Genomic DNA, 26,800 nt, shown 5'->3' with positions numbered 1-26,800 from the left:
CTGACGTGATGCGCGAAACCCTCGTACGGTCCTCCCTCGGCGAGCTCGCCGTCGGCGATCCGGTGAACCTCGAACGCCCCGTCCGGCTGGCCGACCGCCTCGGCGGCCATCTGGTCCAAGGGCACGTCGACGGTGTCGGCGTCGTCGTCGACCGGCAGGCCGACGAGCACTGGGAGCTCGTCAGCATCGCCCTGCCCGCCGGCCTCGACCGCTACCTCGTGGAGAAGGGCTCGGTGACGGTCGACGGGGTCAGCCTGACCGTCGTCGAGGTCACCCCGGCCGAGGGTGACTCCCCGGCGACCTTCACGGTCAGCCTGATCCCCACCACCCTCGACCTGACCACGCTCGGCCGCCGAGCGCCGGGTTCCCGGGTCAACATCGAGGTCGACGTGCTGGCCAAGTACGTCGAGAAGTTGCATGCCGGCACCATCGACCCGAACGGACTCCCCCGATGACCACATCCCCGGGCGGCACCTCCTCGACGGCCGTCCCCGCCCCGCCCGTCCCGGTCCCGGCCGTCGCCGGCGCCGGCGCGCCCGATGCCGGCATCGGCACGGCCGCCGACGACGCTGGCGTGGTCTTCGCCTCCATCGAGGACGCCATCGCGGCGATCGCCGCCGGCCGGCCCGTCGTCGTCGTCGACGACGCCGACCGGGAGAACGAGGGCGATCTGATCTTCGCCGCCGAGGCGGCCACCCCCGAGCTCGTCGCGTTCATGACGCGCTACACCTCCGGGGTGATCTGCGTGCCGATGGACGCCGCCGACACCGACCGGCTCGAACTCGAGCAGATGGTCCCGCACAACACCGAGCGGATGGGCACGGCGTTCACCATCACCGTCGATGCTCGCGAGGGCGTGTCCACCGGCATCTCCGCAGCCGACCGGGCCCACACGATTCGGCTGCTCGCCGACCCCGACACGGTCCCCGGCGACCTGAGTCGGCCGGGGCACATCTTCCCGCTGCAGGCCAAGGACGGCGGCGTGCTGCGCCGCCCGGGCCACACCGAGGCGGCCGTCGACCTCGCCCGGCTCGCCGGACTGCGCCCGGCCGGCACCATCTGCGAGATCGTCAACGACGACGGGACGATGGCGCGCCTTCCCGAGCTCGCCGCGTTCGCCCGTGAACACGGTCTGCTGCTGATCAGCATCGCCGACCTCATCGCCTACCGCCGCCGCACGGAGAAGCAGGTCGTGCGGGTCGCCGAGGCGACAATCCCGACCCGTTACGGAACCTTCCGCGCCGTGGGCTTCAGTAACACCCTCGACGGGGTGGAGCACATCGCGCTGATCCGCGGGGAGCTGGGCGACGGCGAGGACGTTCTTGTCCGGGTGCACAGCGAATGCCTCACCGGCGACGTGTTCGGTTCGCGCCGCTGCGACTGCGGCACGCAGCTCGACGCCGCCCTGCGGATGATCGCGGCCGAGGGCCGCGGAGTGGTCCTCTACGTGCGCGGTCACGAGGGTCGAGGCATCGGCCTGATGCACAAGCTGCGGGCCTACCAGCTCCAGGACGCCGGGCATGACACCGTCGACGCCAACCTCGCGCTCGGCCTGCCCGCCGACGCCCGCGACTATGGCACCGGCGCGCAGATCCTGGTCGACCTCGGGGTGCGCGGCCTGCGGCTGCTGTCGAACAACCCGACGAAGCGGGCCGGCCTGGAGGGCTATGGGTTGCGCATCGTCGAGCTCATCGGCATGCCGGTCACCCAGACCCCGGAGAACCTGCGTTACCTGACGACCAAGCGGGACCGGATGGGCCACGTCCTGCCCGGGCTGCCCCGCGCCGTCGGCGAGGACACACCGGCCGGCGGCCGCTGGTCGACGAGCTCCGCGCGGGTGCCCGCCACCTCCGGTTGCGCCGCCGTCCCGAGCGGCGCCGGCAGCTCCTCGGCCGGCGCGGACCTCACCGACGGAGAAGGTCTGTGAGTGGCTTCGGCGCGCCGCAGGAGGTGCTCCCGCCGGTGGCCGGGCTGCGGCTGGCGATCGTCGCCACCCGCTGGCATGCCGAGATCACCGACGGGCTGCTGGCCGGGGCGCTGCGGGCGGTCAAGGACACCGGGCTCGTGACCGTGCCGGAAGTCGTGCGGGTCGCCGGCGCGGTCGAACTGCCCGTCGTCGCCGCGGCGCTGGCCCAGCGGCACGATGCGGTCGTCGCGCTCGGCGTGGTCATCCGCGGCGGCACGCCGCACTTCGACTACGTCTGCCAGTTCGTCACCGCGGGGCTGGCCCGGGTCACCCTCGACGCGCGGGTCCCCGTCGGCTTCGGCGTGCTCACCTGCGACACGGTCGACCAGGCCCGTGACCGGGCCGGGCTGACGGACTCCACCGAGGACAAGGGCCGGGAGGCGACATTGGCCGCCCTCGACACCGCGGCGGTGCTGCGCGAGCTGGCACTCGTCGGCTGAACGGATCGGCTGACCTCCGCCCGGCCTCGCCGGGTGCCACGCGGCCACCGCCCTCCCGGGGGGCGGTGGCCGTCCGCATCTCGCGTCACACGGACGGTGCGAGCCCGATCCGTCCTGGTGACATGACCTCGGTATGGTGTTGCCATCGCATGGCGATTCGGAGTGAATCGAGTGTGCCGGTGGCGTGTTCACTGCTCGTGAGGCTGTTTCCGGCCATCTGGATCATCCTGGAGCTCTTGTCGGGGCATGGGGTGACGCGAGACCGTGATGCCACGCCGTAGCGGTTGCCTCGCGTTCCGGTGTCGTCCAGCGGAGTCGGGCCGGAGATGGGGGCGGGGTGGCACGGATGGCGGGTCATGGTGGGAACCGGGACGATGACGACACTGCGTCGCCGGTCGATCCGGCCGGGGCCGACCGGGACGGCCCCGACATCTCGTTCCGGTCCGCCGGTCCGGACTCCGCCGGCGCGGGTGGCGGAGATGCCCGCCCGATCTCCCTACTCGGTCTGCGCCTGACCGAGCCACAGTCGCCGAGCAACGCACTGGTCACCCGGCGTCCCACCCGTACCCGTCCAGGTGCGCCGCGGGCCGAGCCCGGCAGTGGGCTTCCCGGCGGGTTGCCCGCCGACCGGACCGCGCCGCCCGCCCGTTCCCCGCACAGCCGCCCACCCGTGGACCGGACTTCGCCGCCCTCGTGGTCGCCGTATCCGCAGCGGTCCGACGACCGGGAAGGGGCCACGCCCACCCAAGGCCCCTCCGGTTGGACGCCAGACCTGGCGGTCCCGGCCACGGACGCTGCGCCACCTACCGCGACGGCCCGCGGCGTCCCGTTCCTCCCGGTACCTCCGCCGCCCAGCGCCATGGTGATGCCGCCGCCCAGCACCGCGGTGATGCCGCCGAACGACACCGCGCCGCCCCCCGCCGTTGCGCCGCCTCCCACCGTTGCGCCACCCGGCGAGAGCTGGGGCAGCATGACTGTCCTCGTGCCCGCGGCCGGTTCGATCCTCCGGCTGGGTGCCCTACCCGCATCCGCGGAGCACCCAGCCGAAGACGTCGAGGGTTCCGCCATCGAACCGCCCGGCCATCCGTGGCCCGGTGCGTCCTATCCCACGGGGGTTGACCCGGCCTCGGCGGTCGGGCCTGCGGCCATCGAGTCGTCCAGGGCTGCGCTGCTGCCGTATCCGGAGGTCACGCCGGCATCCCCCTACCCGGCTGCTGCCCCGGCGAGGCCGGAGCTTCCGGCGTTGCCGTTCCCCGCCAATCCCGGCGCGCCATGGCAGGCGCCGGAGGCAGCGCGACCAGCACCGGGCGTGGCAGACACTCCCCGGCCCGCGGACACCGCCCGGCCCGCGGCAGCGGAGCCCGCCCCATTGCACTGGGGCGAGGCGAGCCGGTTCGACGGCAACCGCCCTGGCGCGGCCCGCACCCCGGCCGAGATCCACCAGACCCCGGAACCGACCTGGACCGGAGACGTCCCCCGGAGCGGCGGGGTCCCCTGGGCCGGCGATGGCGCCCGAGCCGTCGCCGGGCAGGGCGGGGACGGGGATCCGACCACCGGCGACCGGCGGCAGGCCGGCGAGGTGTTCACCGTCCTCGGCCCGTGGGCGGAGCCGATCTCCACGGCGCCTGCACTTCCCCCGCCCCCGCCGAACATGCCGGTCCGGCGGGTCCCCGCGGCACCGGTCCGAACGGCGGGCTCCTTTGTCGCGTCCCGGGCCGCCGAGATTGCCCAGCAGCCTGCGCCCGCACCGGTGGCGAGCACGGCTCCGGTGGGCGCCGACGGGCTCGCCCACCAGCGTCCGCGGACCGGGGGCCGGCGCGTGCTGGTCGGCGGGTTCGGCGGCGGCGGCGGGCGGACGACCGTCGCCGCCGGGGTCGGCCTGGCGATGGCGGCGCACCACGGCCACCGGGTCGTGGCCGTCGACGCTTCCCCCGACCAGTGCGGGCTGCTTGCGCACCGGGTCGGCCTCATGCCCCCGGGGGTCGGCCTGCGAGAGCTGGCCAGCGCGGTCCCGCCGATCTCCTCGCTTGAGGACGTCCGCCGCTTCCTGGCCTCCGACGGGTCGGGTGGGTTGGAGGTGTTGGCCGGGATGCGCGATCTTGCCGGCCCCGGGCTGCTGCCCGAGGAGCTGGCCTGGGCGCTGGATCTGCTCGGCCATTGGTACCCGGTCGTCGTCGCGGACGCGCCGCCGGGCTGGAACCAGCCCGTCCCCGCCACCCTGCTCGCTCGCGCCGACCTGCTCGTGCTGACCGTCCGCGCCGGTGAGGCCGAGATCGCGAGTGCGGACGACGCGCTGACCGCGCTCACCGCGGCCGGCCGCGGTGACCTCGCCGCCACCGTCATCGTCGCCATCGTGGAGACCTACCCGTCCCGGCTCAGCCGCAGCGCCCGGATGCGCCTGGACCATCTGGAGGACCGGGCGTATATGACGGTTCCGGTGCCGTTCGACTCGGGGCTCGCCGACAGCCGTCCGATCAACTGGTTCCGCCTGCGACGGCGGACCCGGTTCGCGTTCCAGCGGCTCGCCGGTGCGATTGCCACCGCCCCGCTGCCCGGCTCCCATCCGGCGGCGGTGCTGGTCCGCCCCGCGCGTGCCGCCCCGGCCGTTGACGCCCGCGGCGCGGCCTGGTCTCCGGGGAGCTGATGCATGCGTCGACGGGCTGGAGGCTGCTCGTGCCGGTTCGGCATGGGCGACCGCGGGAATGATCGACGGGGCGGGATCGCCTCGGGGCTCGGCGCGCACACCGGCCGCCACATCCTTCGTACCTTTCTGTGGCCACTTGTGCGCGGTATCGTGCCGAGGTGTAGTAACGGTTTTCGGGTCGAAAACCGTGACTAGCCCTCGGCACGATACGGCCGCAATACGGCCGCAATACGGCCGGAAACCGAGCTGGCGGGCGGCGGTGGTCACGCGGCGCCGACGTTGTTGGCAAGTGACTACCCAGGGTCACGAAAATGATTCGGGATGACTCGTCTAGGCTGCGGAGAATGGCACGCCATCTGTTGACTCCGGCCGGGCAGGGAGACGATGGGGCGGCCGACGAGACCCTCGTCCGGGCGCTCGCCGCCGGCGGCCCGACCGGTCGCGTCGACCCTGCCGCCCTGACCGACGCCCTGCGCCGGGCCCGGGTCTTCGTCGCGATCGAGGCCATGCTCACCTCGGCTGACGCCGCCACCGGCGCCGACAAGACCAGCGAGATGGCGCTGGCCACGCTGCGTACCCCCGCCGGGGCCACCGCTCTGCCGATCTTCTCCAGCGTGACGACACTCGCCGCCTGGCGTGGGGCAGCCCGCCCCGTCCCGGTGGCCGCCCCGGATGCCTGGGCGGAGGCGGTCCGGCTCGGCCTGGACTCGGTGGTGATCGACGTCGCCGGTCCGTACTCGACCAGCCTGAAGGTTGGTCCCGGCGGCGTCGACATGCCGGTCGGTCCGGTTGCCGCCGAGGCCGATCGCGCAGTCGCCGCCGCGGACGCGCCGGAGCGCGGGGGGCGGGGAGAGTCGCCTGGCGATTTCGCCCTGACGGCGCTGCGCCGGCCCGCCACCCCGGGTGGGCCGTTGGCCCGTTCTCGGGTGCGGGAGGCCCTGCGCTCGATCACGGAACGGGTCGAGGCCTGGCCAGCCGAGCTGGTGGGGCCCGGCGCGGCGGCCCCGCGACCCGTTCTCGCCGTCGCGGTCCATGGGCCGGCGGGGGCCTCGCCGGCAGCGGGGGAGGCGATCGCTCGCCGACTGTCCCAGCTCTTGGCAGCGGACCCCCAGGCCGGCGGCTCGGCTTCGACGGTGCCGACACACCCGCCAGTCTTGACGTCCCCGCCAGTCTCGACGGTCCCGCCAGTCTTGACGGTCGCGGCTGGCGGGCTCGGCGCGTCCGCACCCGAACCCGCGGTGGCGGTGCTGGTGGTCGGGGCCGGTCAGGCTCGGGCGGTGCGTCGGCTCCTGGGCCGTGGCCTGCGCTCCGAGTGGCGCTGGAGGTCGCGGCCCCACCGCTGAGCCCGCCCGCCGGTCGGCCGGCGGAACATGGTCGTCGCCCGTTCGGGGCGGCCGGCCGCCTCCGTGATCGTCCTGTTCGGCGGTGTGGTGCTACTCTTGGCCTCAGACCGATTGCCGGTTGGTTCCACCCATCCGATGGTGCCGTCGTTCGCGACGGTCCTGGCGAGGGCGCGGAGCTTGTCCGGCAGGACCAAGCGGGGGTTCGCCCTCCACCCGACGTTGCCGAATGGTGCCGCCTCCACGGGGTGTCTATAGTGCCGATTGGCCCGAGACCCGGGCTGCGGCCACGGTGGCCGGGTCGCCGGTCGGCCGAGCCGTTCCCACGGTTGTCGGCCGGGAGCCTGGTATGGCCAGGCTCGGTGCTCCGCTGCGGTGAGGTCATGCCCGCGCGTCGAGCAACGGAGGAACACATCAGCACAGAGTCCCGCATCAATGACCGGATCCGCGTCCCCGAGGTACGCCTCGTCGGCGCGGAAGGCGAGCAGATCGGCATCGTTGCGATCGGTGAGGCCATGCGTATGGCGCAGGAGGCCGATCTCGACCTCGTAGAGGTCGCGCCGACCGCTCGTCCTCCGGTCTGTAAGCTGATGGACTTTGGAAAGTTCAAGTACGAGTCCGACCAGAAGCGTCGGGAAGCTCGGAAGAACCAGGTCCAGACCGTCATCAAGGAAATGAAGCTGCGGCCGAAGATCGATCCGCACGACTACGAGACCAAGAAGGGTCACATCGTGCGGTTCCTGCGGGCCGGCGACAAGGTCAAGATCACTATCATGTTCCGCGGCCGGGAGCAGTCCCGGCCGGAGCTCGGCATCCGCCTGCTCCAGCGGCTGTCCGCCGATGTGGCCGAACTCGGCTACGTCGAGGCCCAGCCCAAGCAGGACGGCCGGAACATGACGATGGTGATGGCCCCGCACAAGGGTTCCAAGCCGCAGCGGCTGCCGGAACCGGCCGGCCACGTCTGACCCGATTCCGGTGGGTCCGCGCGGTGGTGCCCCCACCGTCCGGACCTCGCCGCGTCGATCGTTCGACCACCCCCCGTAAACCGTCAGGATGTCGACATGCCCAAACAGAAGTCCCACAGCGGCGCGAGCAAGCGGTTCCGGATCACCGGCTCCGGCAAGGTGCTGCGCCAGCGGGCCAACCGCCGCCACCTCCTGGAGCACAAGTCCAGCCGCCGTACCCGTCGGCTGGACGGCGTGGTGCCGCTGACGAAGGCAGACGCAGGACGAATCAAGCGCCTTCTCTCCAGCTGAGCGCGCCCCGCTGACGACTCCGGCCCCGGTGACCGGCCCGCCCTGTGCGGTGATCGATCCCGGCCCGGCCGGCCGGATGCACACGAACGAAGGAGACAGGTGCCCTCATGGCACGCGTGAAGCGGGCGGTCAACGCCCAGAAGAAGCGCCGTACGGTCCTCGAACAGGCCAGCGGCTACCGGGGCCAGCGTTCGCGGCTCTACCGCAAGGCCAAGGAGCAGATGCTCCACTCGATGACCTACTCCTACCGGGACCGCCGTGCGCGCAAGGGCGACTTCCGGCAGCTGTGGATCACTCGGATCAACGCCGCGGCGCGGGCCAACGGCATGACCTACAACCGCTTCGTGCAGGGTCTGAAGCTGTCCGGTGTGGAGGTGGACCGCAAGATCCTCGCCGATCTGGCGGTCAACGACGCCGCGGCCTTCGCCGCGCTGGTCGAGGTGGCCCTGGCGGCCCTGGCGGCGGCGCCGGAGCCGACCGCCGTCTGAGCCCGTCGCGTCGCCGACCCGTGCCCGCCGCCCGCGTGCTCCCGCCGCCCGATCACGGGCCGGTCGCCGGGCTGCGGTCGGCCCGGGTCGGTGCCGCCCGGCGCCTGCGGCGCCCGGCGGAGCGCCGTGAGCGGGGTCGCTTCCTCGTCGAGGGGGCACAGGCTGTCGGCGCGGCCGTCGCCGCGGGTGGTCTGCTTGAGGTGTTCGTGGGCGTGTCGGCGGCGGCTCGCCACGGCGATCTGCTGCGCGCCGCCGCGGTGCCCGTCCGGATCGTGACGGACGAGGCCGCGGCGGCACTGTCCGAGACGGTCACCCCCCAGGGGCTCGTCGCCGTCGCCGCCCTGCCCGGCCACCGGCTCGCCGATCTGGTCGCCCCCCGTCTGGTGGCGGTGTGCGTGGGCGCGAACGATCCTGGCAACGCCGGCACCGTGATCCGCAGCGCCGACGCGGCCGGGGCGGACGCCGTGGTGTTCACCGGCGGCGGCGTCGACCCGTTCGGTGGCAAGTGCGTGCGGTCGTCGGCCGGCAGCCACTTCCACCTCCCGGTGATCGTCGAATCGACGCTCGCCGACGTGGCGGCGGGGTTGCGCGCACGGGGGTGCCGAATCGTCGCGACCTCGGGTGCCGCTCATCGTGACCTCGACACCGCAGTGGGCGCCGGCGAGCTCGACGGGCCCACTGCCTGGTTGTTTGGTAACGAGGCGCACGGACTCGACCCCGCCGGTCTGGCCGCCGCAGACGCGGCATTGCGGGTACCGGTGTACGGTCAGGCCGAGTCCCTGAATCTTGCGGTTGCGTCCACCCTGTGCCTATACGCATCGGCGCGGGCGCAGAGAACGGGTAGGTCCGGTACTGACGGCACCGGAGGAGGTGGTCGGCGGTGGTGAACACCGTCGCATCGACATCCGAGCAGGCGCCGACCGTGCAGCAGCCGCCGCCGGCTCCTGCCGGTGCATCTGTCCCCCCGGCGGGCCGCTCGCCCGGCCTGCCCATCACCGCCGTCCCGGCATCAGGCGAGGCCATGACTGCTGACGACGAGCCCGCGCAGGACCACGGCGCCTCGGCGGACCCCGCCGAGGCCGACCACGGCGTAGCCGGCGCAGGCTCGGCCGCGCTGGACGGGCCGCTGCCCGGGGCCGCGTTCGATCTGCTGCCCGACGCGGTTGTCGTGACCGACGCCGTCGGCACGGTCGAGGTGTTCAACCGGGCCGCGGTCCGGTTGATCGGCGTGCCCGCGCCGACCGCGGTCGGCCGCCACCTCACCGAGGTGCTCCCGCTGCTCGACGAGCGCGGAAACGACTGGTGGGAGTGCTCGGCGCTTAGCCGGGAGCTGCCGCGGGTCATCGGGCAGCCCGAGCGGCGGCTGACCTACGCCGGCCCCGTGCACGACCGCGACTTTCACATCACCGTCCGTTTCACCCGGGTCGCGGGTCGGCTGGCCCGGGTCTCACTGTCGCTGCGCGACACCCTGAGCCGGGAGCGGCTGGAGCGCAATCGGGCGGACCTCGTCGCCACCGTTGCCCATGAGCTGCGCTCGCCGCTGACCAGCGTGAAGGGCTTCACGGCGACACTGCTGGCCAAGTGGGACCGGTTCACCGACGAGCAGAAGAAGCTCATGCTGAACACGGTCAACACCGACGCCGACCGGGTTACCCGCCTGCTCGCCGAGGTGCTCGACGTCTCCCGCATCGACTCGGGCCGCATCCAGGTCCGCAAGCAGATCGTCGACCTGCCCACCCGGGTGCGCTCGGTGGTCGACGGCAAGATCGCGGCCGGGGCGGCGGACGCCGGGCGGTTCGAAGTCCGCGAGGAGGGCGAGCTGCCCGAGATGTGGGTCGACCCAGACAAGATGGAGCAGGTGCTGCACAACCTCGTCGACAACGCGCTGCGCCACGGCGCGGGTACTGTGACGGTGCTGCTGCGCGGCAGCGACACCGGCACGGAGGTGAGCGTGGCCGACGAGGGCGACGGCGTGTCCGCGTCGAACGCCGCGCGGGTGTTCACGAAGTTCTGGCGCGGTGCCAGCCGTGGCAACGGCACCGGACTCGGGTTGTACATCGCCAAGGCGCTGATCGAGGCGCACGGGGGCACCATCTCCGTCGGCCGGGCCGCGGGTGGCGGCGCCGAGTTCCGATTTTTCGTGCCCGCCGGCGGTCCGGTGTTCGGCTGAGGCCGAGCGTCCCGATCGACCGGTGGATGCCCTCTGCCCAGCGAAATGATACGAGGATGAGCACCGTGCCCGCCCCTGGAGAGACTGTCGACCCGTTCCGGGTCCACGCCCTCGACCCCGACCAGCTCGCCGCGGCCGTCGCCGCGGCCCGGGAGTCGATCCGCGCCGCCGCCGACCTTGACGCGCTGGCCGCCGCCCGTACCGCCCATGTGCAGGGCGCCGCCGCTCCGCTGGTGCTGGCCCGCCGCGAGCTCGGCGCGCTGCCGCGCGAGGAGCGTGCCGACGCCGGCCGCCGGCACAACGCCGCCCGCGCCGAGGCGCAGGCGGCCTACGACACGCGCCTGGCCGAGCTGACCGCCGAACGCGACGCCCGCGTGCTGGTCGAGGAGCGCGTCGACGTCACCCTGCCCGCGGCGCGCCGCCGCCGCGGCGCCCGCCACCCGCTGTCCTCGCTGTCCGACCGGCTCGTCGACGTGTTCGTCGCCATGGGCTACGAGGTCGCGGAGGGCCCCGAGGTCGAACACGACTGGTTCAACTTCGAGGCCCTGAACATGGCCCCCGACCATCCGGCCCGCAGCGAGCACGACACCCTCTACGTCGAGCCCACCGACTCCGGCCGGGTGCTGCGCACCCACACCTCGCCGGTGCAGATCCGTGCCCTGCTCGACCGGCCGCTGCCGGTGTATGTCGTGTGCCCGGGACGGACCTACCGCAACGACACCATCGACGCCACCCACTCGCCGGTGTTCGGCCAGCTCGAAGGCCTCGCCGTCGACGAGGGCATCACCATGGCCGACCTGCGCGGCACGTTGGAGGTCTTCGCCCAGGAGCTGTTCGGCTCCGGGTTGTCGACCCGGCTGCGCCCGTCGTTCTTCCCGTTCACCGAGCCGTCCGCCGAACTGGACGTGCAGTGCTTCGCCTGCCGCGGCGAAGCGCCCCGCCAGCCCTGCCGGGTCTGCTCGGACGAGGGCTGGATCGAGATCGGCGGCTGCGGCATGGTCGATCCGAACGTGCTGCGGGCCACCGGGGTCGACCCGGCCCGCTACAGCGGCTTCGCCTTCGGGATGGGCCTGGAACGCGCCGCGATGATCAGGTATGACGTCCGGGAGATCCGCGACTTCGTCGACGGTGACGTCCGGTTCGGCCTCCCGTTCGGAATCGAGGTCTGAGCAGATGCTGATCGTGATGTCCTGGCTGCGGGAGTACGCCGAGGGGCTGCCGCCCACCCGGGCGGTCGCCGACGCGCTGATCCGCGCCGGTTTCGAAGTCGAGGGGCTGCGCGGCGTCGGGGGCGATGTCTCCGGTGTCGTCGTCGGGGAGATCGTCGACTTCGAGCTCGTGGAGACGAAGAAGAAGGCCGTCCGCTGGTGCCAGGTTCGGGTGGCGGGCGGCGAGGACCCGTCTGCTTCCGGAGTGCGGGGAGTCATCTGCGGGGCGCACAACTTCGCCGTCGGCGACCGGGTGCCCGTCGCCCTGCCCGGCGCGGTGCTGCCCGGCGGGTTCGCCATCACGGCCCGTAAAACCTACGGCCACGTCAGCGACGGGATGATCTGCTCGGCCCGGGAGCTGGGCCTCGGCGAGGACCACGACGGCATCCTCGTGCTCCCTCCGTCGGCACCGCTCGGCGCCGACGTCACCAAGCTGCTCGACCTCGCCGACGAGATCCTCGACATCGCCGTCACCCCCGACCGGGGCTACGCGCTGTCGGTGCGGGGGATCGCCCGGGAGGCGGCGACCGCCTTCGGGCTCCCCTTCACCGACCCGGGCGCCCCGCCGTCCGCCCAGACCCCGACCGGGGACGCGGCGAGCGGGCGGCCTGCGACCGGCGAGGCCGAGATCGGCGAGGCCGCGGGCGCGGCATATCCGGTCGTCGTCGAGGACACCGCCGGCTGCGACCGGTACGTCGCCCGGGTGGTCACCGGCGTCGACCCCGCCGCCGTCACCCCGCTGGGCTGGTCCCGGCGGCTGTCGTTGAGCGGGATGCGGCCGATTTCCGTGCCCGTCGACGTCACCAACGCCGTGCTGATCGGGCTCGGTCAGCCGCTGCACGCCTTCGACCGGGCGAAGCTCACCGGCGCCATCGTCGTGCGCCGGGCCGCGGCCGGGGAGACGCTGCGCACCCTCGACGGGGTCGAGCGCACCCTCGACCCGGAGGACCTGGTCATCGCGGACGACACCGGCCCGATCGCGTTGGCCGGGGTGATGGGCGGCGCGAGCACCGAGATCTCCGCACAGACGACCGACATCGTGCTGGAGGCCGCCCACTTCGACCCGATCAGCGTCGTCCGCACCGCCCGTCGCCATCGGCTTTCCTCGGAGGCGTCGCGGCGCTTCGAGCGCGGCGTCGACCCCGCGCTCGCCCCGGTCGCGGCGGCGACGGCCGTCGCCCTGCTCGTCGAGCTCGCCGGCGCCCACCCCGCGCCGGGGGCGACCGACCTCGACCACCGGCCGGCCGTGGCGCCGGTGCTGCTGCCCCTGCGCGAGCCCGAGCGGCTGGCTGGCCGGACGTACTCCGCCGAGGTCGTCCGCCACCGCCTCGCCGACGTCGGCTGCACGATCACCGCCACCGCCACCGACGCCGCCAGTGATGAGGGTGTCCTTGTCGTCACGCCGCCGTCGTGGCGGCCCGATCTGACCCGGCCCGCGGATCTCGTCGAGGAGATCATGCGGTTGGAGGGGTACGACACGATCCCGGTGACCCTGCCGCTGCTGCCCGCCGGCCGCGGCCTGACCCCGGCGCAGCGGATGCACCGGGCGGTGGGCCGGGCGTTGGCGTACGCCAGCCTCGTCGAGGTGCTGACCCTGCCGTTCGTGGCCGCGGACGCCGCCGACGCGCTCAGCCTGGTGGCGGACGACAAGCGGCGCCTGGCGGTCCGGGTCGCCAACCCGATCGCCGAGGACGCCGCCTACCTGCGCACGACCCTGCTGTTCGGGCTGATTGCCGCGGCGGTGCGCAACATCGGCCGGGGCCAGCAGGATCTGGCCCTGTTCGAAAGCGGTCGGGTCTTCCGGGAGCAGTCCGGCGCGCCCGTGCGGGTACCGACGCCGCCGGTGGACCGCCGACCGTCCGTCGAGGAGATTGCCGCGTTGGACTCGGTCCTGCCCAAGCAGGCCCGGCACGTTGCGGCGCTGCTCACCGGTTGCCGCGAACCGGCTGGCTGGTCGGCACCGGGCCGCGAGGTGGACTGGGCGGACGCCGTCGATGCAGCCCAGGTCGTCGCCGAGGCGGTGGGGATCACCCTGACCGTCACGGCCGGTGACACCATGCCATGGCATCCCGGCCGCTGCGCGGAGCTGTCCGTCGGGGGCCGGCTTGTCGGCTTCGCCGGGGAGCTGCACCCGCGGGTGCTCGGCGACGCCGGCCTGCCGCCGCGCACCGTCGCGATGGAGCTCAGCCTCGACGTCCTCGTCGAGGCCGCGGCGGCGGCGCCGCCGGTCGTCGCGCCGGTGATCTCCACCTACCCGCCGGCCGACCGCGATGTGGCACTCGTCGTCGCGACGCAGGTGCCGGTCGCCGAGGTGACCGAGGCGCTGCGCGAGGGCGCCGGTGACCTGCTGGAGTCGCTGACCTTGTTCGACGTGTTCGAGGGCGCCCAGGTCGGCGCCGGGCAGCGCTCACTCGCCTTCGGCCTGCGCCTGCGGGCGGGGGACCGGACCCTGACCGCCGCCGAGGCGAACGCGGTGCGGGACACAGCCGTCGAGCTCGCCGTGCAACGCACCGGCGCCGTCCTGCGCGCCTAGGCAGGACAGCCTTCCCGGCCACATCGCGGCCGGCAACTGCTGGAGGTTGATGACGGTTTGCGCCCGCGTGACCGTCATCAACCTCCAGCACCGTGCCGATGCCTGCTCGTTAACGGACGGACGGCGCGGCGCGGTCTAGCCTCATCGGCGTCGACCGAGAATCAGCAGCCCTAGCAGGGGCAGCCGGATCGCGACGAGCAGCCCGCCGCGTCGGCTGGCCGCCAGGGCCCACCGCCGGCCAGCGGTGGCCGCCAAGAGCAACTCGGCGCGGGCTTCGACGCCAAGCGTGCCGTTATGGGTCTGGGCGTACGCGTGGGCGTCTGCCCAGGTCGTCGTGGGTGGGAGCCGCGCAACAACGGCCGCGAACCCGTCGTGGAAGCCGGGTGTCTCCGCCAGCGCCGGCCAGTGCTCGCCGACCGCCAGCCGGCGCTTGTCGATCAGCGCCGCGCGGGTCGCCTCGATCCGATCCGCGGCGAAGCCGGCCGGTGAGTCCTCGCCCGCCGTGAGTGTCCGGACCAGCGCGATCTGCCCGGCGAGCAGCTCAGCATCGACCTGCGTGCCCTCGTCGACCGTGCCCTCGTCGACCAGGCTCGCGTCGATCCCCACCCGAACCCTCGCACCGGGCATCGGTCCCGCTGCGGCTGTCACCGCAGTCAGGTGGTCGTCCGATTGTGGGCGGGTCAGGCTCGCGGCGCCGGCGACCGCGTCGAGCTCGGCGGGCGGCAGGCGGGCGTCGCGTTCGAGCAGGCAGGGTAGCGGGCCCGGCCAGTGGTCGGCCACGGCGCGCAGCAGGTCGAGGACCTCCGGGCGGACCGGGTGGGCATGCGAATCGTGGTAGAGCCCATGCGCAGTGACCCCCCCGGCGATGTGCAGGTAGGCGACCCGCTCCCAGGGGAAGGCGGCCAGGAACCGGTCGGGATCGGTGCCGTGGTTGACCACGTCGCCGTACAGGTTGGCGACGTCGAGCAGCAGCATCGCGCCGGTTCGCTCGGCGAGCTCGGTGAGGAAGGCGGCCTCATCCAGCTCGTCGTCGGGCCAACGCAGCAGCGCCGCCGGGTTCTCCACCGCGAGTGGGACGGACAGCTCAGCGGTCAGCGACCGGATGTTGCGGGTCAGCACCCGCAGTGCCGCGCGGGAACGTGGCACCGGCAGCAGGCGACCGGCCTCGGCCCCACCGGCCCGGACGAACGCGGCGTGCTCGCTCACCAGCGGCGCGTCCAGATGCTGCGCAACGCGGACGAACCGGGCGACGCGGGCGGGGTCCAGCGGCTCGACGCCGCCCAGGGACAGCCGGACGCCGTGCGGCACCATCGGCACGCCGAGGCGGGCCAGGGCTACCGGCAGCGGCCGGTCCGGGTCGACACCCTCCGCGATCAGTTCGACGAACGCAAGGTCGTCGCGCTCGGCGAGCGCGGTGGCGAGCTGCGGGTGCCAGCCCACCCCCAGCCCTGGTGGCAGGGGTGTAAGCCGGGAGAGATGGCGGGAACTGGGCCATCAGTCGCCGCCGCAGCCGCCGCCTGTGGAGCCGCCGCTCGATCCCCCGCCGCCCCTGCCGGAGCTGACCCGTCGGGTGAGGGGTTCGCGCAGGCCGAGCTCGATGGCGATCTTCCGACTGGAGCGGCCGAGCGCTGCCGGCCCGAACAGCGCGACCGCCAGCGCGTGCTGCCCGGACAGGCTGCCGTCGGCCAACCCGGGCAGCCGCGGTGGGGCGCCGGCGGCGAGAACGAGGCTGCCGATGACGCCGATGATCAAAATGGGTGCGCTGTTGGCGCTGTCGGTGAGCGACGTGGACGACAGCCCGAGGATGAATCCGAGGGTGGCCAGGACCAGCGCCGTGGGCCGGCACCACCGCAGCAGCTGCTCCTGCTGGACGGTGGGAAGCAGGCCGTCCCTGCTCAACCGGGTACGGAGCTCGATCATCGCGGGGTCGTCGGCGAGCAGCTTCCCGAGCTGGGCGACCTCCAGCGGACCGTGCTCGGCAATCCTGTGATGGATGGCCTGGCGCAGGGTGCGGTTCTCCCGGGGCGCCGGTCGGCGGGAGACCAGGGTGCCCCGAAGCCCGCCCTTCTCCACGGAGCCGGAGTCGCGCAGCGCCACCACCCCGGCCAGCGCCGCCAGCTGCGGACCACCGGCGAGCATGGCCAGCTCCTCGGCCTGGCCCGGCAAAGGGCCCAGGCCGTCGGCGTCGAGCTCGAAGCGGTCGAGGGTCGACCGGCGCGGGCGCAGCCGGTCCGGCCTGGTTCCGTCCCTCTCGCCGGCGTCGGCCAGGTCGGGATCGGGCGCGCCGCGCCGGACCGCCCATCGGGTGGCGATCACCACGATCGACAGGACGATCACCAGCGCGATATAGCCGATCGCGATTGCCATCCGCCGCTCCTCACCGCAGTGCATCGTTCGATGGACAGTGCGTGAATCCTGCGGCTCAGGATCTGCGGGCGCGGTACCTTCGAGGTCAACGCACGGTCAACTGCCAGGTCAGGTGGCCAACCTGCCATGCGGGTGGAGCCGAGGACCGAGGCGTCCCGTGCGTCGACGTCGGCGCGCCACCCGACACGACGGTCGCATTCGCGAATTCCGTTGCATGCTCATAAGCTCGTGTGTATAACTTTGCACATGGGAGTGACCGCAGCAGTGGCAGGGGCGAGCGGGTACGGCGGCGGGGAGCTTCTCCGCCTGCTGCTCGCCCACCCCGAGATCGAGATCGGCGCGTTGGCGGCGAACACGTCCGCCGGCCTGCCCGTGACGGATGTGCACCCGAGCCTGCCCGATCTGGAGGGCCGCGTCTTCACCGACGCTGAGGCGCTCGCCGCGGCCGAGGCGGACGTCGTCTTCCTCGCTCTGCCGCACGGGCAGTCGGCGGCGGTGGCGGCCACCCTGCCAGGCACCGTGCGCGTCGTCGACCTCGGCGCCGACCACCGCCTCGCCGACCCGCAGGCGTGGCGCCGTGCCTACGGCGGCGAGCACGCCGGTACCTGGACCTATGGCATGCCCGAGTTGCCCGGGGCGCGGGCGCGGATCGCCGCGAGCCGCCGCGTCGCGGCGCCGGGCTGCTACCCCACCGCGTCCACGCTCGCCCTCGCGCCGTTGCTGGCCGCGGGCCTCGTCGAGCCGAAGGACCTCAGCGTCGTCGCCGCCAGCGGCACTTCTGGCGCGGGCCGCTCGGCCAAGGTGAACCTGCTCGGCAGCGAGGTGATGGGCGACCTCACCGCCTACAAGGTCGGCACCCACCAGCACCGTCCGGAGATCGTGCAGGCCCTGTCCGGCGTGGCCGGGACGGCGGTGAGCCTGTCGTTCACTCCGGTGCTCGCCCCGCTGCCCCGCGGCATCCTCGCGACCTGCTCGGGCCGGGCCACCGTCGCCGGCGCCGACCCCGACGCCGTCTACGAGGCGCTGCGCGCGGCGTACGCGGGCGAGCCGTTCGTCCGGGTGCTGCCGCCCGGGCGCTGGCCGCACGTCGCGGCGACCCTCGGCGGCAACGCCGTGCACGTCCAGGGCACCTACGATGCCGAGTCCGGGCGGGCGATCGTCGTGTCCGCCATCGACAACCTCGGCAAGGGTGCGGCGGGCCAGGCGCTGCAGTGCGCGAACCTCATGCTCGGCCTGCCCGAGACCGCGGGTCTGACCGCGCAGGGCATCGCGCCATGAGCGTGACCGCCCCGAAGGGCTTTCGGGCCGCCGGAGTCGCGGCCGGGTTGAAGCCGTCCGGGCGTCCGGACGTGGCGCTCGTCGTCAACGACGGGCCGTCCGACGCCGCCGCCGGCGTGTTCACCCGCAACCGGATCCAGGCCGCGCCCGTGCTGTGGACCCGCCAGACCCTCGCCGACGGCCGGCTGCGCGCCGTCGTCCTCAACTCCGGCGGCGCCAACGCCTGCACCGGCCCGGCCGGCTTCGCCGACACCCACACCACGGCCGAGCACGTCGCGGCCGGGCTCGGTCTCGGCGCCGGGGACGTCGCGGTCTGCTCCACTGGGCTGATCGGCGTCCGGCTGCCCATGGACAACCTGCTCGCCGGGGTCACGAAGGCCGTCGCGGTCGTCGCCGACACCGGCGGCGACGACGCGGCCGAGGCGATCCGCACCACCGACACCGTCGCGAAGACCGCCGTGCGGATCTCCACGGCGACGTCGGGGGTGACCGTCGGCGCGATGGGCAAGGGCGCGGCGATGCTGGCCCCGTCGCTGGCGACCATGCTCGTCGTCGTCACCACCGACGCCGTCGCCGACGCCGCGACCCTCGATCGAGTGGTGCGCGAGGCGTCCCGGGTCAGCTTCGAGCGTGTCGACTCCGACGGCTGCCTGTCCACCAACGACACCGTGCTACTGCTCGCCTCGGGCGCCTGCGGGGTGACGCTGCCCGAGGCCGAGCTCACCGGGCTCGTCGCCGAGGTGTGCACGGACCTCGCCCAGCAGATGCTCGGCGACGCCGAGGGCTCCACGAAGACCATCGCGATCACGGTCACCGGGGCCGCGAGCGAGGCCGACGCGCTGGAGGTCGGCCGGTCGGTAGCCCGCAACAACCTGCTCAAGTGTGCCCTCTACGGCAAGGACCCGAACTGGGGGCGCGTCCTCGCCGCGGTCGGCACCACCCAGGCCGCGTTCGAACCCGACCAGCTCGACGTGTCGATGAACGGGGTGCAGGTCTGCCGGGCGGGCGCGCCCGGAGAGGACCGCGACCTCGTCGATCTCTCCGACCGCCGGATCGACATCCTCGTCGACCTGCACGCCGGCGCCGAGGAACTCACCATCTGGACGAACGACCTGACCGACGGCTACGTCTACGAGAACTCGGCGTACTCGACATGACCGACACCGCCCCCACCGCCGCCGCACGGGGCCCGGCGGCGACCGCCCGCGGGCACGCGGCGCTGGCCAAGACCCAGGTCCTCATCGAGGCGCTGCCGTGGCTGTCCCGCTTCCAGGGCGCGACGATCGTCATCAAGTACGGCGGCAACGCGATGACCGAGCCGGTGCTGCGCGCCGCGTTCGCCGCCGACATCGTCTTCCTGCGCTACTCGGGGCTGCGGGTGGTGGTCGTCCACGGCGGCGGCCCGCAGATCACCGCGCACCTGGCGCGCCTCGGGGTCGAGTCGACGTTCGTCGGCGGCCTGCGGGTCACCACGCCGGAGACCATGGACGTCGTGCGGATGGTGCTGCTCGGCCAGGTCAACCGGGACGTCGTCGGCCTGGTCAACGACCACGGGCCGTTCGCCGTGGGCCTGTCCGGTGAGGACGCCAACCTGTTCACCGCGCGCCGGCGCCCCGCGATCGTCGACGGGGAGGAGGTCGACGTCGGCCTCGTCGGCGACATCGTCGAGGTCCGGGCCGAGACGGTCAACGCCCTGCTCGGCTCCGGCAAGGTGCCCATCGTCGCGTCGGTGGCCCGCGGGATCGACGGCGGCGTCTACAACGTCAACGCCGACACGGCCGCCGCCGAGCTCGCCGTCGCCCTCGGCGCCACCAAGCTCGTCGTTCTGACCGACGTCGAGGGGCTGTACGCGGACTGGCCGACCAGCGACGAGGTGCTCAGCGAGCTGAGCATCACAGAGCTCGAACAGCTCCTGCCCACCCTCGCGGCCGGCATGATTCCGAAGATGGAGGCGTGCCGGCGGGCGGTGCGCGGCGGCGTGCCGCAGGCACACGTGCTCGACGGCCGAGTGCCCCACGCCGTGCTGCTGGAGATCTTCACCGACGACGGCATCGGCACCCTGATCAGCCCGGACCGCGACCTCGCCGAACCCGCCACTGTCCCGACCGCGACCACGTCCCCCGCACCGGCCGCCGTGCCAGCCCCGGCCGCCGGCGGGACCCCCCAGGAGACCGGAGGAAGGCCATGACCGCCGATCTGCTCGCCCGGCGCGATGCTGTCGTGATGGCGACCTACGGCCGTCCGGTGATCTCCCTGGTCCGCGGGAAGGGCACCCGGGTGTGGGACGACACCGGGCGCGAGTACCTCGACCTGCTCGGCGGGATCGCCGTCAGCGTGCTCGGCCACGGCCACCCGGCGATCCGGGCCGCCGTCGTCGACCAGTTCGACACCCTCGGCCACGTGTCGAACCTGTACGCCAACGAGCCGCAGGTGCGCCTGGCCGAACGGCTCGTCGAGCTGCTCGCCGCGGGCACCGCGGCCCCCGGCCTTCCCGCCGGCGGTGCGAAGATCTTCTTCGCCAACTCCGGCGCCGAGGCCAACGAGGCCGCCATCAAGATCGCCCGGCGGACCGGTCGGCCGGAGATCATCGCCGCGGAGGGTTCGTTCCACGGTCGGACCCTCGGCGCGCTGTCCATCACCGGGCAGCCGGCGAAGCGCGCGCCGTTCGAGCCGCTGCTGCCCGGCGTGCGGTTCGTGCCCTACGGCGATGCCGCCGCGCTGCGGGCCGCGGTCGGTGAGCGGACCGCGGCGGTGTTCCTGGAACCGACCCTCGGGGAGGCCGGCGTGGTGCCGCCGCCCGCGGGCTACCTCGCCGCCGCCCGAGCCGCCTGCGACGACGCCGGGGCGCTGCTGGTGTTCGACGAGGTGCAAAGCGGCATCGGGCGGACCGGCGCCTGGTTCGCCCATCAGGCCGTCGGGGTCCGGCCTGACGTCGTCACCCTGGCCAAGGGCCTCGGCGGCGGCCTGCCGATCGGCGCCTGCATCGGCCTCGGCGCCGCGGCGGACCTGCTGCGTCCGGGCGATCACGGCAGCACCTTCGGCGGCGGCCCGATCGTCTGCGCGGCCGCACTGGCCGTGCTCGACACGATCGCCGCCGAGGGGCTGCTCGACCACGCGACGCGGCTGGGTGACCGGCTCGCCACGCAGATCGTCGAAGCGGGGATCCCGGGGATCGTCGGGGTGCGTGGCGTCGGCCTGTGGCGGGCGATCGAGCTCGACGGCCCGTTCGCCCCCGCGGTGGAGACGGCGGCCCGTGCGGCCGGCTATCTGGTCAACGCGGCCGTGGCGGACGCCGTCCGGCTCGCCCCGCCGCTGATCCTCACCGACGCCGAGGCGGACGCCTTCGTCGCGGCGCTACCCGCGATCTTCGGCGCGGCGCGCGACGGCGGAAGCCTGTCGGAGCAAGCCTCTAAGGTCGGCGCATGACGGCCCGACACTTCCTTCTCGACACCGACCTGACCTCCGCGGAACAGGCCGCCGTTCTCGACACCGCCGACCGGCTCAAGGCCGGCCGCCGCACCCCCGGGCCGGCGGATCGTCCCCTCGCGGATCGTCCCCTCGCGGGGCGGTCGGTGGCCCTGCTGTTCGAGAAGCCCTCCACCCGCACCCGGCTGTCGTTCGACGTCGGCGTCGCCGAGCTCGGCGGCCATCCGGTCGTCATCGACACGGCGAGCACCCAGCTCGGCCGCGGCGAGACGATCGAGGACACCGCCGCGGTGCTCAGCCGGTACGTCGACGCGATCGTCATGCGCACCTTCGCCCAGGAGCGGCTGGAACGGCTGGCGGCCGCGGCGAGCGTGCCGGTCGTCAACGCGCTGTCCGACCATGCCCACCCCTGCCAGGCCCTGGCCGACCTGCAGACGATCCGGGAGCGCCGCGGCCGGCTCGCCGGGCTGACCCTGACCTACCTCGGCGACGGCAACAACATGGCGCATTCGCTGCTGCTCGCCGGGACGCTCGCGGGGATGCGGGTGCACGTGGCCTCCCCGCCCGGCTACGAGCCGTTCGAGCAGGTCGTCCGGCACGCCAACGAGATCGGCGCGGCCACCGGCGGCGGGGCGCTCGTCATGCACGACGCGCTGGAGGCGGCCGCCGGCGCCGACGTGCTCTACACCGACGTGTGGGCGTCGATGGGTCAGGAGGGCGAGTCGGACAGCCGCTCACTGGTGTTCCAGCCCTATCGCCTCGACGAGAAGGCCGTCGAGGTCGCCCGACCGGACGTGCTGGTCATGCACTGCCTGCCGGCGCACCGGGAGCTGGAGATCACCGCGGCGGTGCTCGACGGGCCGCACTCGGTCGTGTTCGACCAGGCCGAGAACCGGCTACACGCACAGAAGGCCCTGCTCTCGCTGCTGTTCGCGGCGCCGACGACGGGGTCGGCGACGACAGGGGCGGGCGAGGCGGGCGAGGAGGGCACGGTCCGATGACGGCGGCGGGTGCGGGGGTGTGGCGGTCGGCCCCGCTGACCAAGCACGCTCGGCAGGCGCGGTTGGCGGCGCTGATCGCGCAGCGCCCGGTGCGCTCGCAGTCGGAGCTCGCCCGTCTGTTCGCCGCCGAGGGCGTCCAGGTCACGCAGGCCACCCTGTCCCGTGACCTGGAGGACATTGGGGCGAGGAAGGTGCGCGGCGCCGACGGCGGCCTGGTCTACGCCGTCGATGTGAATTTCGCGCCGGCGGAGATAGTCCGGCTGCCGCTGACCCGGCTGTGCGAGGAGCTGTTGGTCTCGGCGGAGGCCAACAGCGACCTCGTCGTCCTGCGCACTCCGCCCGGTGCCGCCCAGCTGTTCGCCTCCGCGCTGGACCGGGAGGCGTTGCCGGCGGTCATGGGCACGATCGCCGGGGACGACACCGTCCTTGTCGTCTGCCGGGCGCAGCTGTCCGGCCCCGGAGATGGGAGCATCTCCGGGGGTACCCCGGACGGCGGGGAGAATCCGGTGCAGGCACCGCTCCCGGGCGATTCGGCCGCGGGCCCGGTTCCGGGCGGCCCGGCCCTGGCCGCCCACCTGCTGCGGCTCGCCGACGGGCGGGCCCGCGCCGTGCCGGGCGTGGCCGCCACGCCCGTCCGTTCTCGCACTCCGCCGGGGGCGGGGGCGGTCCTGGCGGGTTCCGGCACACCTGATGATGACTTTTCGCGCAATCCGACATAAGGAGTAAGTCCCGTGACCGAACGCGTCGTGCTTGCCTACTCGGGCGGCCTCGACACGTCCGTGGCCATCGGCTGGATCGGCGCCGAGACCGGCGCCGAGGTCGTCGCGCTGGCGGTCGATGTCGGCCAGGGCGGCGAGGATCTCGAGGCCATCCGCCAGCGCGCCCTCACCTGCGGCGCCGTCGAGTCGATCGTGGTCGACGCCAGCACGGAGTTCGCCGAGTCCTTCGTCGCCCCGGCCATTCGAAGCAACGCGCTGTACATGGACCGGTACCCCCTGATCTCGTCGCTGTCGCGGCCGATCATCGTCAAGCACCTGGTCGCGGCCGCCCGCGAGCACGGCGCCGACGCGATCGCCCACGGCTGTACCGGCAAGGGCAACGACCAGGTGCGGTTCGAGGTCGGTGTGTCGGCGCTGGCCCCCGGGCTGAAAGTGCTCGCTCCGGTGCGGGACTCGGGCATGACCCGGGACAAGGCGATCGCCTTCGCCGAGGAGCGCGGCCTGCCCATCGACGTGTCCAAGCGCTCGCCGTACTCCATCGACCAGAACCTGTGGGGCCGCACCGCCGAGTGCGGCATCCTCGAGGACCCGTGGGCGCAGCCGCCGGAGGACGTCTTCGTCTACTCCGCGGACCCCACGGTCGCCCGGACCCCCGACGAGGTGACGATCTCCTTCACCGACGGCGTCCCGACCGGGCTCGACGGGCGCACCCTGCCGCTGGCAGACCTCGTCGCCGAGCTCAACACCCGCGCGGGTGCGCACGGCGTCGGCCGGATCGACCTCATCGAGGACCGGCTGGTCGGGATCAAGAGCCGGGAGATCTACGAGTGCCCAGCGGCGATCACCCTGTTGGCCGCGCACCGTGACCTGGAGGACCTCACCCTCGAGCGCGACGTCGCCCGGTTCAAGCGGGGCGTCGACCAGCGCTGGGGCGAGATCGTCTACGACGGCCTGTGGTATTCGCCGCTCAAGGCCGCCCTCGACGCCTTCGTCGACGCGGCCAGCGTCGGGGTCACCGGGGACGTCCGGCTGCGGCTCGCGGGCGGCGTCGCCCAGGTCGTCGGCCGGCGCAGCCCGGGCAGCCTCTACGACCACGCCCTGGCCACCTACGACGCCGGGGACCAGTTCGACCAGGGCGATGCGCGCGGATTCATCGAGCTCTGGGGTCTGCCGACGAAGGTCTGGGCGGCTCGCGAGCAGCGGCTGAACCCGTGACCTCCACGGAGCACTCCGAGGACGCGGCGGTGCCGAAGCCGTCCGGTGCGCCGCTCGCCGGTGGGGCGGTGGCGGCCGGCGCGCCGATGCGGCTGTGGGGTGGGCGCTTTGCCGGCGGCCCGGCCGAGGCACTCGCCCGGCTCTCGGTGAGCGTGCAGTTCGACTGGCGCCTCGCGCCCTATGACCTGCTCGCGTCGAAGTCGCACGCCCGGGTCCTGCACCGGGCCGGGCTGTTCGATGGCGCCGAGCTCGCCGCCATGCTTGCCGCCATCGACGACCTGTCCGACGCGGTCGCCCAGGGCCGGTTCCGGCCGACGGTCGAGGACGAGGATGTCCACACTGCCCTCGAACGCGGGTTGCTGGAGCGGCTCGGGGCACTCGGCGGCAAGCTGCGCGCCGGCCGCAGCCGCAACGATCAGGTCGCCACGGACCTGCGCCTGTACCTGCGCGAGCATGCCCGCCAGGTGGCTGCCCGGCTGACCGAGTTGTCCCAGGCGCTGGTGACCCTGGCCAGTCAGCATGTGGACACCCCGGCGCCGGGGATGACCCACCTGCAGCACGCCCAGCCGATCTCGTTCGGTCATCAGCTACTGGCCCACGTGCAGGCCTTCGTGCGGGACACCGACCGGCTGCGGGACTGGGACCGCCGGGCGTCGGTGAGCGCGCTGGGCGCCGGGGCGCTGGCCGGCTCGTCGCTACCGCTGGATCCCCAGGGGGTCGCCGCCGAGCTGGGGTTCGACCGGGCGTTCGAAAACTCCCTCGACGCCGTGTCGGACCGCGATTTCGCCGCCGAGTTCCTGTTCGTGGCCGCGCTGATCGGGGTGCACCTGTCCCGTCTCGGCGAGGAGATCGTGCTCTGGACGACCCGCGAGTTCGGCTGGGTCGAGCTGGACGACGCCTTCGCGACCGGCAGCTCGATCATGCCGCAGAAGAAGAACCCGGACGTCGCCGAGCTCGCCCGGGGCAAGTCCGGCCGGCTCATCGGCGGGCTGACCGGTTTCCTCGCCACCCTCAAGGGCCTCCCGCTCGCCTACGACCGGGACCTGCAGGAGGACAAGGAGCCGGTCTTCGACGCGGTCGACACGCTACTGCTGGTGTTGCCCGCGCTGACCGGCACGGTCGCGACGATGCGGGTCCGCCGCGAGCGGCTCGCCGCGGCCGCGCCGGACGGCTTCGCGCTGGCGACCGACGTCGCCGAGCACCTGGTGCGCCGCGGCGTGCCGTTCCGTCAGGCGCACGAGGCCGTCGGCCAGCTCGTCTCCTGGTGCGTCGCCCACGACGTCGACCTCGACGACGTCTCCGACGACGACCTCGCGGTGATCAACCCGTTGCTCACCCCGGATGTGCGCAGTGTGCTGTCGGTGCAGGGCGCGTTGCAGGCCCGCTCCGCTCCCGGCGGGACTGCGCCGGACCGGGTCCGCGAGCAGCTCGCAGCCCTGCGGTCGGTCCTCGACCGGGACCGTGAGTGGGCGGTGGACTGACGGGGACTCCCACGCCCCTCGAGGGCTCCGGGCGGGCCGCTGCGGTGGTCGTCCCGGCGCCCTACCCTGCGGCCTTCTTCGACCGGCCCGTGTTGGCCGTCGCACCGGATCTGCTCGGTGCGACGGTCCGACACGGGCCGGTCGCCGTTCGGATCACGGAAGTCGAGGCGTACGGCGGCCTCGACGATCCCGCCTCCCACGCCTTCCGCGGCCCGACCCCGCGGGCCGCGGTGATGTTCGGCCCGCCGGGACGGGCATACGTGTACCTCAGCTACGGCATCCACTGGTGCCTCAACATCGTCTGCGGGCCGGTGGGGGAGGGGACAGCGGTGCTGTTGCGCGCCGGCGAGGTCATCGCGGGCCGCGAGGCGGTGCAGGCCTGCTGGCCGAAGCTCGCCGCCCGGGACCTGGCCCGGGGGCCCGGTCGGCTGGGGCGCGTGCTCGGGATCGCGGCGTCGCTGACCGCAACCCCGGTGACGGGCGGCGGACCCCTCGTCGTCCGCCCCTCGCCACCCGCCGGGGAACTCGGCGACGGACGGGGTCCGGCGGCTGCGGTGCCGGGGGCGGCCGGCGAGCGGATCGAACGAGGAGCGCGGGTGGGGATCACGGCTGCCACCGAGCGCCCCTGGCGCTTCTGGCTGGTGGGGGAGTCATCCCTCAGCGCGGCGCGGCCACGCCATCGCCGCAGGTAGACCCGTGGACGGACGCAGCGGGCGGACGTGGAGGGCGGACGTAGCGGGTGGAGGTGAGGGCGGACAGATGCGGATGGAGGGTGCGTCGGTGCCGCCTCAGCAACTTGACCCAGACCGCCTAGCTTCCAATATCAGAACATCACAACGAACTACTCCACGGTCGCTGTGACATACGTCACACATCTGAGGGGGGGATTGATTTGACGCCCACCGTCATCCACCCGTAATGTTCTCTCTGTCAGCGAGACACGGCGGACGCCGAACAGGGCGGCTCCACTCGCTGCCTGAGCCCATCCTCGGAGGGCTCAGGCAGAGCAAGCGCGAGGCGGCCCCTTCTTGGGCGTACTGACGAGCGCTGCTCCACACAACTTCGTAAGTGGCTACGAACCAGCACGAGCACGACATCTCACGGTGTCACCTCGTTAGCGCCTGCTCCTTGAGAACTCAACAGCGTGCCGATTGTCAGTGCCAATTGTTTTACCTCGTTCATGGCCTGGCTGGTTGTTCTTCTTGCTCTGGTTTTCCGGGGTGTGGGGGGTGGCTGGCTGATGGCCGTGAGAGATTCATTTGAACACG

At 73.3% G+C, this 26,800-nt stretch carries 23 protein-coding genes; 21 read left to right on the top strand and 2 right to left on the bottom strand.

Annotated elements, in window-relative coordinates; translation table 11 throughout:
- The 12 genes from G6R25_RS07625 to pheT all read left to right on the top strand — a co-directional run.
- On the top strand, positions 1 to 455 hold a 455-nt coding region (locus G6R25_RS07625; RefSeq protein ID WP_163552397.1), incomplete at its 5' end, for a riboflavin synthase.
- Positions 452 to 1,927: a bifunctional 3,4-dihydroxy-2-butanone-4-phosphate synthase/GTP cyclohydrolase II gene (locus G6R25_RS07620; protein WP_163552396.1), complete on the top strand. Its 1,476-nt coding sequence runs from the start codon at positions 452 to 454 to the stop codon at positions 1,925 to 1,927. The genes G6R25_RS07625 and G6R25_RS07620, both read left to right, overlap by 4 nt.
- On the top strand, positions 1,924 to 2,406 hold the full coding sequence (ribH, locus tag G6R25_RS07615) for a 6,7-dimethyl-8-ribityllumazine synthase (RefSeq protein WP_136447053.1): 483 nt from the start codon (positions 1,924 to 1,926) through the stop codon (positions 2,404 to 2,406). Before G6R25_RS07620 ends, ribH begins: the two co-directional genes overlap by 4 nt.
- Before the next feature lie 346 nt (positions 2,407 to 2,752).
- The gene (locus tag G6R25_RS07610; protein ID WP_163552395.1) at positions 2,753 to 5,050 is read left to right on the top strand and encodes a MinD/ParA family ATP-binding protein; all 2,298 of its coding nucleotides are present in this window, start codon (positions 2,753 to 2,755) and stop codon (positions 5,048 to 5,050) included.
- 344 nt (positions 5,051 to 5,394) lie between these two features.
- Positions 5,395 to 6,393: an SseB family protein gene (locus G6R25_RS07605; RefSeq protein WP_163552394.1), complete on the top strand. Its 999-nt coding sequence runs from the start codon at positions 5,395 to 5,397 to the stop codon at positions 6,391 to 6,393.
- 380 nt (positions 6,394 to 6,773) lie between these two features.
- Positions 6,774 to 7,355 (top strand): translation initiation factor IF-3, encoded by a 582-nt coding sequence (gene infC, locus G6R25_RS07600; protein WP_163552393.1) that lies wholly within the window; start codon positions 6,774 to 6,776, stop codon positions 7,353 to 7,355.
- A gap of 96 nt (positions 7,356 to 7,451) precedes the next feature.
- A complete protein-coding gene (rpmI, locus tag G6R25_RS07595; RefSeq protein ID WP_136447049.1) occupies positions 7,452 to 7,646 on the top strand; it encodes a 50S ribosomal protein L35 in 195 nt (64 codons plus the stop codon).
- Positions 7,647 to 7,753: 107 nt separating this feature from the next.
- On the top strand, positions 7,754 to 8,134 hold the full coding sequence (rplT, locus tag G6R25_RS07590; protein WP_163552392.1) for a 50S ribosomal protein L20: 381 nt from the start codon (positions 7,754 to 7,756) through the stop codon (positions 8,132 to 8,134).
- Positions 8,135 to 8,154: 20 nt separating this feature from the next.
- Positions 8,155 to 9,021 (top strand): TrmH family RNA methyltransferase, encoded by an 867-nt coding sequence (locus tag G6R25_RS07585; RefSeq protein ID WP_163552391.1) that lies wholly within the window; start codon positions 8,155 to 8,157, stop codon positions 9,019 to 9,021.
- 134 nt (positions 9,022 to 9,155) lie between these two features.
- Positions 9,156 to 10,304 carry a sensor histidine kinase gene (locus G6R25_RS07580; RefSeq protein ID WP_163552401.1) on the top strand — a complete coding sequence of 383 codons (1,149 nt, stop codon included), beginning with the start codon at positions 9,156 to 9,158 and terminating at the stop codon, positions 10,302 to 10,304.
- Between the two features lie 65 nt (positions 10,305 to 10,369).
- Entirely contained in the window at positions 10,370 to 11,473 is a 1,104-nt protein-coding gene (gene pheS, locus G6R25_RS07575) for a phenylalanine--tRNA ligase subunit alpha (RefSeq protein ID WP_163552400.1), read from the top strand.
- 4 nt (positions 11,474 to 11,477) lie between these two features.
- Positions 11,478 to 14,045, top strand: coding sequence for a phenylalanine--tRNA ligase subunit beta (gene pheT, locus G6R25_RS07570; RefSeq protein ID WP_163552390.1), 2,568 nt, complete (start codon positions 11,478 to 11,480; stop codon positions 14,043 to 14,045).
- A 141-nt stretch (positions 14,046 to 14,186) separates the two neighbouring features.
- Here pheT and G6R25_RS07565 read toward each other — a convergent pair whose 3' ends face one another.
- Together G6R25_RS07565 and G6R25_RS07560 are read right to left on the bottom strand one after the other, a co-directional pair.
- Positions 14,187 to 15,485 (bottom strand): MbnB/TglH/ChrH family RiPP precursor modification enzyme, encoded by a 1,299-nt coding sequence (locus G6R25_RS07565; protein WP_235947726.1) that lies wholly within the window; start codon positions 15,483 to 15,485, stop codon positions 14,187 to 14,189.
- Positions 15,486 to 15,539: 54 nt separating this feature from the next.
- Positions 15,540 to 16,412, bottom strand: coding sequence for a TIGR04222 domain-containing membrane protein (locus tag G6R25_RS07560; RefSeq protein WP_163552389.1), 873 nt, complete (start codon positions 16,410 to 16,412; stop codon positions 15,540 to 15,542).
- Positions 16,413 to 16,658: 246 nt separating this feature from the next.
- On the opposite strand from G6R25_RS07560, the gene argC reads away from it, so the two are divergent.
- From argC to G6R25_RS07515, 9 genes are read left to right on the top strand one after another with little or no spacing between them, the layout of a single operon-like run.
- Positions 16,659 to 17,690 (top strand): N-acetyl-gamma-glutamyl-phosphate reductase, encoded by a 1,032-nt coding sequence (gene argC / locus G6R25_RS07555; RefSeq protein ID WP_163552388.1) that lies wholly within the window; start codon positions 16,659 to 16,661, stop codon positions 17,688 to 17,690.
- Positions 17,687 to 18,847: a bifunctional glutamate N-acetyltransferase/amino-acid acetyltransferase ArgJ gene (gene argJ, locus G6R25_RS07550; RefSeq protein WP_163552387.1), complete on the top strand. Its 1,161-nt coding sequence runs from the start codon at positions 17,687 to 17,689 to the stop codon at positions 18,845 to 18,847. The genes argC and argJ overlap by 4 nt, the downstream gene beginning before the upstream one ends.
- Entirely contained in the window at positions 18,844 to 19,878 is a 1,035-nt protein-coding gene (gene argB, locus G6R25_RS07545) for an acetylglutamate kinase (RefSeq protein WP_163552386.1), read from the top strand. The genes argJ and argB overlap by 4 nt, the downstream gene beginning before the upstream one ends.
- Positions 19,875 to 21,116 (top strand): acetylornithine transaminase, encoded by a 1,242-nt coding sequence (locus tag G6R25_RS07540; RefSeq protein WP_163552385.1) that lies wholly within the window; start codon positions 19,875 to 19,877, stop codon positions 21,114 to 21,116. Before argB ends, G6R25_RS07540 begins: the two co-directional genes overlap by 4 nt.
- Positions 21,113 to 22,117, top strand: coding sequence for an ornithine carbamoyltransferase (gene argF, locus G6R25_RS07535; RefSeq protein WP_163552384.1), 1,005 nt, complete (start codon positions 21,113 to 21,115; stop codon positions 22,115 to 22,117). The genes G6R25_RS07540 and argF overlap by 4 nt, the downstream gene beginning before the upstream one ends.
- Entirely contained in the window at positions 22,114 to 22,836 is a 723-nt protein-coding gene (locus G6R25_RS07530) for an arginine repressor (protein WP_163552383.1), read from the top strand. The genes argF and G6R25_RS07530 overlap by 4 nt, the downstream gene beginning before the upstream one ends.
- A 12-nt stretch (positions 22,837 to 22,848) precedes the next feature.
- On the top strand, positions 22,849 to 24,051 hold the full coding sequence (locus G6R25_RS07525; RefSeq protein WP_163552382.1) for an argininosuccinate synthase: 1,203 nt from the start codon (positions 22,849 to 22,851) through the stop codon (positions 24,049 to 24,051).
- Entirely contained in the window at positions 24,048 to 25,532 is a 1,485-nt protein-coding gene (gene argH, locus G6R25_RS07520) for an argininosuccinate lyase (RefSeq protein ID WP_163552381.1), read from the top strand. Before G6R25_RS07525 ends, argH begins: the two co-directional genes overlap by 4 nt.
- Before the next feature lie 44 nt (positions 25,533 to 25,576).
- Complete coding sequence (locus tag G6R25_RS07515; RefSeq protein WP_163552398.1) at positions 25,577 to 26,224, top strand: DNA-3-methyladenine glycosylase; 648 nt, start codon at positions 25,577 to 25,579, stop codon at positions 26,222 to 26,224.
- The last annotated feature ends 576 nt before the right edge of the window (positions 26,225 to 26,800 follow it).

Source organism: Candidatus Frankia alpina (genome assembly GCF_902806485.1).
Lineage (GTDB): Bacteria > Actinomycetota > Actinomycetes > Frankiales > Frankiaceae > Frankia > Frankia alpina.
The sequence above is the reverse complement of the archived record's forward strand: the minus strand, read 5'-3'. Positions and strand labels throughout refer to the sequence as shown.

Excerpts from the sequence above, each read along its gene's own strand:
- G6R25_RS07620 (WP_163552396.1), top strand. The coding sequence starts at position 452 with ATGACCACATCCCCGGGCGGCACCTCCTCGACGGCCGTCCCCGCCCCG.
- G6R25_RS07610 (WP_163552395.1), top strand. The coding sequence starts at position 2,753 with ATGGCGGGTCATGGTGGGAACCGGGACGATGACGACACTGCGTCGCCG.
- G6R25_RS07605 (WP_163552394.1), top strand. The coding sequence starts at position 5,395 with ATGGCACGCCATCTGTTGACTCCGGCCGGGCAGGGAGACGATGGGGCG.
- infC (WP_163552393.1), top strand. The coding sequence starts at position 6,774 with ATGCCCGCGCGTCGAGCAACGGAGGAACACATCAGCACAGAGTCCCGC.
- rpmI (WP_136447049.1), top strand. The coding sequence starts at position 7,452 with ATGCCCAAACAGAAGTCCCACAGCGGCGCGAGCAAGCGGTTCCGGATC.
- rplT (WP_163552392.1), top strand. The coding sequence starts at position 7,754 with ATGGCACGCGTGAAGCGGGCGGTCAACGCCCAGAAGAAGCGCCGTACG.
- G6R25_RS07580 (WP_163552401.1), top strand. The coding sequence starts at position 9,156 with ATGACTGCTGACGACGAGCCCGCGCAGGACCACGGCGCCTCGGCGGAC.
- pheT (WP_163552390.1), top strand. The coding sequence starts at position 11,478 with ATGCTGATCGTGATGTCCTGGCTGCGGGAGTACGCCGAGGGGCTGCCG.
- G6R25_RS07560 (WP_163552389.1), bottom strand. The coding sequence starts at position 16,412 with ATGGCAATCGCGATCGGCTATATCGCGCTGGTGATCGTCCTGTCGATC.
- argC (WP_163552388.1), top strand. The coding sequence starts at position 16,659 with ATGGGAGTGACCGCAGCAGTGGCAGGGGCGAGCGGGTACGGCGGCGGG.
- argJ (WP_163552387.1), top strand. The coding sequence starts at position 17,687 with ATGAGCGTGACCGCCCCGAAGGGCTTTCGGGCCGCCGGAGTCGCGGCC.
- argB (WP_163552386.1), top strand. The coding sequence starts at position 18,844 with ATGACCGACACCGCCCCCACCGCCGCCGCACGGGGCCCGGCGGCGACC.
- G6R25_RS07540 (WP_163552385.1), top strand. The coding sequence starts at position 19,875 with ATGACCGCCGATCTGCTCGCCCGGCGCGATGCTGTCGTGATGGCGACC.
- argF (WP_163552384.1), top strand. The coding sequence starts at position 21,113 with ATGACGGCCCGACACTTCCTTCTCGACACCGACCTGACCTCCGCGGAA.
- G6R25_RS07530 (WP_163552383.1), top strand. The coding sequence starts at position 22,114 with ATGACGGCGGCGGGTGCGGGGGTGTGGCGGTCGGCCCCGCTGACCAAG.